We start from the raw sequence: 6,699 nt of genomic DNA on the forward strand, positions 1-6,699 counted from the left end.
GGCGGCTGCAAGTACGCGCCGACCTACATGCGATCGAGTTTTCGGAATTGGGTGGCTCCGAACCAGTGGTTATTGAGAGCGTCTAAGGCCTTATCGGCCTGGGCCTGGGGCGAGTCGTCCCACTTCGCGATCTCCCACAGGCCGTAATAAGCCCAGCCGTTTCCGAGAAAAGCGTCCGTCGGGACTCGGTCGGGATTGACGCCCGGGGTTCTGTTCAGGTTCAGGCTCGTCGACAGTAGCCGCTTGGCGGTGTCCAGATCGTCTTGACCCGGACCCGTCTTGGGGCCCTCAGCGTCCGCTTTGCGGATCAGGATCGAGGCCAGCGTCTGACTTGCGGGATAGGGCCACACGGGAGGCTCGTCATAGGACCGATCGGACATGGCCTTCTGGATATCGATAGCGCTTTGCGCAGCGTCAATCGCTTCATTCCACTTTCCGTTTGCGGCCTCTACTCTCGCGCGCTGCAGATTATCGAGCACCGCGGCCAGACACAGCTTGACCGGTGGGAGGCGCTTTTTCACGTCGCAGGTGGGGTTGGGCCCTTTCGCAAGCGCTCGATACTTTGTGAGGTCCTTGCCGAATTGGCCGACCGATTCCGCGTAAGGCCTACCGCCCCAGATATCAGCCATCACGTGGGCAAAATCGTAGGCGATGTTTGCCAGCGGTTGCTGATTCAACGCATCAGGCTTCCGAAAGTTGCGAATATCGTCCGAACTGGAAAAATTCGTCCTAGCGAGATAGTAGACCGCCCGGTATAGGTCCGCGCGTAGTGGGTTTGCGTTGTCCGGCGCCGATTCGAACAGCCTTTCCGCATAGTCATTGACGTCATCGCCGTCGCCGCTCAACGCGGCGGCATCAATGACGAAATGAATATTGTGAGGATAATACGAGTACCTGTACCGGTCGCCATCCGGGCGATAAAGATCGGGCTCCTCGGCGAAATACCTTTCGTCCGCTTCGACCGCTTGTTTGTTGGCGTCAACCGCTTTCCGCATGTCGCCCATGCGGAAATAGATATGTGACGGCATGTGGACGAGATGACCCGCATTCGGCGCAAGCGATGCCAACAGGTCCGCGGATCGCTCGGCATCACCCGGTGTGGGTGACTGCTCCATCAGGTGGATATACCAGTGGAGGGGCCCTTCGTTTCTCGGATATTGAACGAAGTTCAGAGCCCTCTCGAGTTCTTTCTTGGCCTCCGTGATCGGCTCGGCAAACCGAGGGTACTTTGGATCTCCGTTCCTATCCCAAAAGTCCCAGGGCGTCAGATTCATGGCCGCGTCGGCGAACAGCGTGACAACGTTGGGATCGTCGCGGCCGAAGTCGTGCAGGACGGTTTTCATCCCCTTGTAGTAGGCCTGGTTGCGTTCACCTTGGCATATTTTCTCCTGGTCGCTGTCTGTCTTGTCGGGATTGCAATCCAGGTATCGCCCGCGCAAAGCCCGGATTATCTCCTCGTCCTCAGGGTTCGGGTAGCTGTCCTCCGCTTTGTCGAGCGACTTGATCGCCTCCAGCCGATCCTTTTCATTTTCATTTTTCATATTCAAGTCCACCCCGAGCACAAGTGCTTGGGCCCAATAACAGGCCGAGCAGGAAATCCCCTCATCCCTGGCTTCAGAAGCCGCTTTGCGAAATGCACGATAGGATTCGCGGTTGTTGAAAGCGAAGTAGAATCTCAGGCCCTGATCGAAATACTCCTGCCCCCACGGTACGTGCCAATGCGCGCTTCCGATGTAGGGGTACAACGGCGGCTCAGGATCGTTCTCGGCAAGGACAGACAAGGGGCACGCCTTGGTGTCCGGGCTCAGCATTCCCAAGCCGTCGTCCATATCCTGGCCCTTCGCCAGACTCACGGGGGTCTGCGGAGTGGTTTCTTCGCCTGAACCACAGCCACCTCTCGCCTGGGAAGGCGAGCAACACGCGGCAATGGTGAAAACTAGAATAAACGCCGCTGCGAACAATCTGCTCGGGAAAAAATTGAACATGATTTCCTCGTACCGTACCGGCAAAGCTATGGGGACGGACCGCATTTTATTCCGCAACGAGTCACCGCGCCACGGTATGAAGATATCGCTGCAGTGTCTCTCTCCGCAGTTTCAATCATGCAGCGTCCTGCTCTGGCAGCACGACGACAACCAGCCGGCAACACCGCATTCAGAAGCTAGCCTAGTTACCGCGCATCGCTCGGGTTGTCGAAGTTACGGCGACGGAATCATGCCGCTGGATAAAAGTCGTCAAACCCACCAAGAAATCTGCTTTATCCATGGTGCGGTCAAAGGAACAGCCACGAATTGCGGCACTATTCAACCTGCTCTCCGCGATTCTGGCGCGAAGGTCGCGCAGGGCGTCGGTCCGGACTCCGCAGCGAAAAGATGGCAGCATCCTTGAGTCCTCGCTGCACTCCTGCGTCACCGCGGCAGACCGCCGCCACAACCCAGCCAATTCAGCGGACTCTCAGCCTTCTCATCCGGCTGGCACGCATGACCGACCGCCTGTGTGGGTACGCGACTGAGTGAACGGTTGTTCGCAGTGAAACGGCGCCTGTGCCCGCGGGCCGAGTCGTTTCCTTCGTAGAAGAGAGCTTCGGCCGGCTGCAACGGTCGGTCGGGGAGAGGAGTTTGTGATGCCGGAGGTCCAACTTCACCACGACGGACACCCGCGCTATCGCCGGATGGTCCGATTCGATTGGTCCGAGACACCGCTGCACTGGGTGCCCGACGACCCGTTCTCAACGCACATGATGAACGTCTTGCATTTGCTGCTGCCCGAGGGGGAGCGGCACTTCATCAAGGCCGTGCTGGAAGCGTCGTCGCTGGTCGATGACCCGGAGCTGGAGGCGGCGATCAAACCGTTCATCCAGCAGGAGTCGTGGCACGCCTGGGCGCACCAGGTGGTGCTCGACCATTTGGGCGAACAGGGCATCGACACGAAGCCGTACACCTCGCGTCTGCGGAAGATGCTGTCCGTGGCGCTGGGTGATCCGCCCAAGTGGTTCCCGCCGGCGATGAAGCGGTGGTGGCTGTATCGACGCCTGGCCGACGTGGCGGCGCTGGAGCACTACACCGCGATGTTGGGCCAATGGGTGCTGCAGAACCGCGGTCTGGATTACGCCGGCACCGACCCGATGATGCTGGATCTGCTGCGCTGGCACGGGGCCGAGGAGGTCGAACACCGCTCACTGGTGTTCGACGTCTACCAGCACGTGTGCGGCAACTATTTCATCAGGGCCTTCTCGATGTTGATGACCACCCCGCTGTTTTACGGCTGGTGGATTGCCGGAGCCAAATACCTGATGGCCCATGACCCGACCATCGACCAGAAGTGGCGCTGGCGCGATTGGTGGCGTGCGGCCAGGGAGTACAAGTTGCCGGGTCCTTGGCAGCTGATGGTGACCCAGCCCGCCAGGTACATGCGGCCTTCTCATCACCCGGGCCCCGAAGCGGTCACAGAGATGGCGGTCGAGTACATCAAGAACTCGCCGGCAGCCAAGGCCGCCCGCGAACGGGCTCAGCTAGAAGGAAAGGTCGCGGTGCGATGAAGGTTTCGGTGGACCTCGATACCTGCGACGGCAACGGTGTGTGTATGAGCCTGTGCCACGAAGTATTTGACGTACGAGAGGACGGGCTGCACCTGCTTCAAGAGCAGCCGCCGCGAGAGTTGCGCGGACCGTTGAAGGCCGCCGAGGTGTCCTGCCCCACGCGGGCGATCGTGGTGGAGGAGGACTGACGCGATGCCGGCAAATCGACAGCTACGCCAGATCGTCGTCGTGGGCGCCGGCGTGGCAGGAATGCGTGCGGCGGAGACGCTGCGGCAGGACGGCTACGACGGCGCCCTGACCATCGTTGGAGCCGAACGGCAGGCGCCCTACCATCGACCACCGTTGTCGAAGAAGCTGCTCAGCGGCCAGGTGCACCGGGCGGGCGTCGACATGGCGCCACAGTTCGACATGGATGCGCGGGTGCTGAGAGGGGCATCCGCGGTGGGCCTTGACATGCCCGCGCGTACCGTCCAGGTCCGCGACGAGGGCCAGAACCTGTCCTTGGAATTCGACGGACTGGTCATCGCCAGTGGCGCCGAGCCGCGCGAATGGCCGGGCGGACAGGCTCCCGACGGGGTGCTTCTGCTGCGGACGGTCGAGGATTGTCTACGCATTCGGGAACGACTCGGCTCGCGGCCCCGTGTCGTGGTGGTCGGCGGCGGATTCATCGGCAGCGAGGTCGCCGCGACCTGCCGATCGCTCGAGCTGGATGTGGTGCTCGTCGAAAAGGCCTCCGGACCGCTGGCTCAAGCGTTAGGCGCGGAGCTGGCGCCTTGCTGGGCGAAGTTGCATCGCGAACATGGTGTGGACCTGCGCGTCGGCGTGGCTGTCGACGGATTCGCCGGCAACGGGCGGGTGGAAGCGGTTCGACTCACCGACGGTTCGCAGGTGCCAGCTGATGTCGTCATCGTCGGGCTCGGCGTTACGCCCGCCACCGACTGGCTGCAAGGTTCGGGTCTGCATTTGGACGACGGGGTGGTCTGCGATGCCACCGGCGCCGCCGAGGGCGACACCGGCGACGGCAATGTCGTCGCCGCCGGGGATGTTGCGCGCTGGTGGCATCCGCTGTACGAGCGCCATCTGCGTACTGAACACTGGGACGACGCGGCACGTCAGGGCGAGGCCGCGGCGCGCACGCTGCTGGCCGGGCGCGAGCATGCCCAAGCCTTCGAAGCCGTGCCGTACTTCTGGTCAGACCAATATGACGTGAAGTTGCAAATGCTGGGCGTGCCAACCGATTACGACGCTGTCGAGATCATCGAAGGCAATCCGGACGGCTGGCAGTTCGTCGGCGCTTACGGGCGGGGCGGTCGCACCATCGCGGTGCTCGGGACGATCCCGGGCCGGGTGCATGCCTATCGCGAGGCCATCGAGAAGCGCGCCGAATTTCCGCCGCGCCGACCGGATTAGCAAGGCGAACGTCCGCTACTCCCCAATGGGCCTGGGGCGACTCGACCCATGCCTTTTTGGGTACAGGATCCACAAGCCGACTGGAGTTCACTGATCGGGCCGACATAACCGCATACGCGACGACGGTGTCGTGCGTACCGCCGAGGGACGGAGTTATGACATGCATCGCCCCGACACGATCATCGAAATTCATCGCGAGCGCGTGCAGGATCAGACGGCCGAGATGTTCAGCGGTGACAAGTACACGCAGTCCGTCGACGGCACCGGCTACTCCGCGACGGCGACCCTTGACCTCACCCTGGATCGCGTCTGGTTCGTCCGCGACTCTCGTCAGCGGCTGTGGCAGGAGGATGCAGACGGTGAACTTCGCGACCCTCTGCGACACTTCGCGATTGATCTGGTGATTTTCGATTCGAAGATCGTTATCGATTCGGTTACCTGCATCCCGTTGGTATCGCTTCCCCCGGCGACCATCACGATCCCGGACGGTCCGCGTGCCGGAGAATCGCGCGAGATCCCGTACAACGAGATTCCGCTGTTCGGGCGGTTGACAATTCACGACCAGCTCGAATCGCACCAAATAGAGCCGGGCAAGCAGACGATCGCGCTCAACTTCACCTCCCAGGACGGGCCCGTACTGGTCGCCGCCCCATCGACGGACCCACACGTCGGGCTGCTGTTCGGCCCGCACGTCGAGCGGCGTGCGGATGGGGTCACGGTCTTTCACGGACAAGACCCGCGGATCAGCTGGCAACTCGACTACGCCGAGGCGTATTGGGTAACTCACAGCATCGCCGGGGAGCTGATGGTGAACCTGGAGAAACTGCAGCACCCCGGCCTCTCCGATGACGAGGCCAGAACCAGGGTGCTCGACTCGCTTGCCGCCCAAATCGCCGACGCCGTCGGCCCGCAACTGGAGGCGATGGGGGACAACGGGATTCAGGCGCTGCTGCCAACCCCGGTGGACGTCGACCCCGCGGCCCAGGACGACAGCACAGTCAAGGAACTCGACGCCGTCGTGCAGCGCTTCGAAGTCGGCGAGGACACCGAGGAATCCATGGTCGTGCAGCTGCAGACATTGCGCGAATTGCCGCCCGGGGAGGAGCTACCAGTGTCCGTCCTCGCCGAAAATCCGTGTGAGAGAGCGGCTTTGGCCGTCACCGGGTGGAGCATTTTGCGGCAGGTCCGTGACACCGTGATGAACAGCTTCGGACTCGACGAGGGCGACTTCGATCCCGATGCGCCGTGCGCGCTGGCCGGCCCCAAGACCATCAGCATCGGCGGGCAAGACCGCAGCCTCGACGCCCTCGACGCCGATATCGTGCCGCGAACCGAAGACGGCCGATTGGTCGTCGACGGCACGGTGAGCGCCGACACCAAGCTCTACGACTTCAAGGCCACCTTCAAGGTGGTGTACGAAATGGGCCTCGGCGACATCCCGCGCGACCCCAAGGGGAAAGAGCTGCTGCGAGACGACGTCGACACCATCGAGCTGCTCGAGCAGACGCTGAGCCTGGCCGGTCACAAGAAGCGCGCCGGTCACCTCAGCACCGAAGATTACGAGGCGGAAGTCAAGCGGGTCAGCGAGCGATTCGATCAACTGCCGCGAACCGTGGGGGTCCGCCCGGCGCAGAACTCGGAGCCGGACGTGAATGCGGACTTCAGCCTGACAGCGGGTGGAAAAGTGGCCACTGCCGCAGGCGCCACCGCTGTCGTCGGTCTGCTTGCGCTACCGGTGACCTGGGTGGCGG

At 62.4% G+C, this 6,699-nt stretch carries 6 protein-coding genes; 5 read left to right on the forward strand and 1 reads right to left on the reverse strand.

The window, feature by feature from the left end; translation table 11 throughout:
* Positions 1-23: 23 nt before the first annotated feature.
* Positions 24-1,829, reverse strand: a complete 1,806-nt coding sequence (locus tag A5753_RS23210) for a hypothetical protein (protein ID WP_231990152.1) — start codon at positions 1,827-1,829, stop codon at positions 24-26.
* Between the two features lie 97 nt (positions 1,830-1,926).
* Between A5753_RS23210 and A5753_RS24665 the strand changes: the two genes are divergently transcribed.
* The 5 genes from A5753_RS24665 to A5753_RS23230 all read left to right on the forward strand — a co-directional run.
* Entirely contained in the window at positions 1,927-2,388 is a 462-nt protein-coding gene (locus tag A5753_RS24665) for a hypothetical protein (RefSeq protein ID WP_197694779.1), read from the forward strand.
* Between the two features lie 235 nt (positions 2,389-2,623).
* Positions 2,624-3,538: a metal-dependent hydrolase gene (locus tag A5753_RS23215; RefSeq protein ID WP_067134160.1), complete on the forward strand. Its 915-nt coding sequence runs from the start codon at positions 2,624-2,626 to the stop codon at positions 3,536-3,538.
* Positions 3,535-3,726 carry a ferredoxin gene (locus A5753_RS23220; RefSeq protein WP_067134163.1) on the forward strand — a complete coding sequence of 64 codons (192 nt, stop codon included), beginning with the start codon at positions 3,535-3,537 and terminating at the stop codon, positions 3,724-3,726. The genes A5753_RS23215 and A5753_RS23220 overlap by 4 nt, the downstream gene beginning before the upstream one ends.
* 4 nt (positions 3,727-3,730) lie before the next feature.
* On the forward strand, positions 3,731-4,948 hold the full coding sequence (locus tag A5753_RS23225; RefSeq protein ID WP_067134167.1) for an NAD(P)/FAD-dependent oxidoreductase: 1,218 nt from the start codon (positions 3,731-3,733) through the stop codon (positions 4,946-4,948).
* A 160-nt stretch (positions 4,949-5,108) separates the two neighbouring features.
* Positions 5,109-6,699, forward strand: a 1,591-nt coding sequence (locus tag A5753_RS23230; RefSeq protein WP_156656209.1) for a hypothetical protein, incomplete at its 3' end; no start/stop codon positions are given.

The organism is Mycobacterium sp. 852002-51971_SCH5477799-a, assembly GCF_001667145.1.
Lineage (GTDB): Bacteria > Actinomycetota > Actinomycetes > Mycobacteriales > Mycobacteriaceae > Mycobacterium.

Excerpts from the sequence above, each read along its gene's own strand:
- A5753_RS23210 (WP_231990152.1), bottom strand. The coding sequence starts at position 1,829 with ATGGACGACGGCTTGGGAATGCTGAGCCCGGACACCAAGGCGTGCCCC.
- A5753_RS24665 (WP_197694779.1), top strand. The coding sequence starts at position 1,927 with ATGGTGAAAACTAGAATAAACGCCGCTGCGAACAATCTGCTCGGGAAA.
- A5753_RS23215 (WP_067134160.1), top strand. The coding sequence starts at position 2,624 with ATGCCGGAGGTCCAACTTCACCACGACGGACACCCGCGCTATCGCCGG.
- A5753_RS23220 (WP_067134163.1), top strand. The coding sequence starts at position 3,535 with ATGAAGGTTTCGGTGGACCTCGATACCTGCGACGGCAACGGTGTGTGT.
- A5753_RS23225 (WP_067134167.1), top strand. The coding sequence starts at position 3,731 with ATGCCGGCAAATCGACAGCTACGCCAGATCGTCGTCGTGGGCGCCGGC.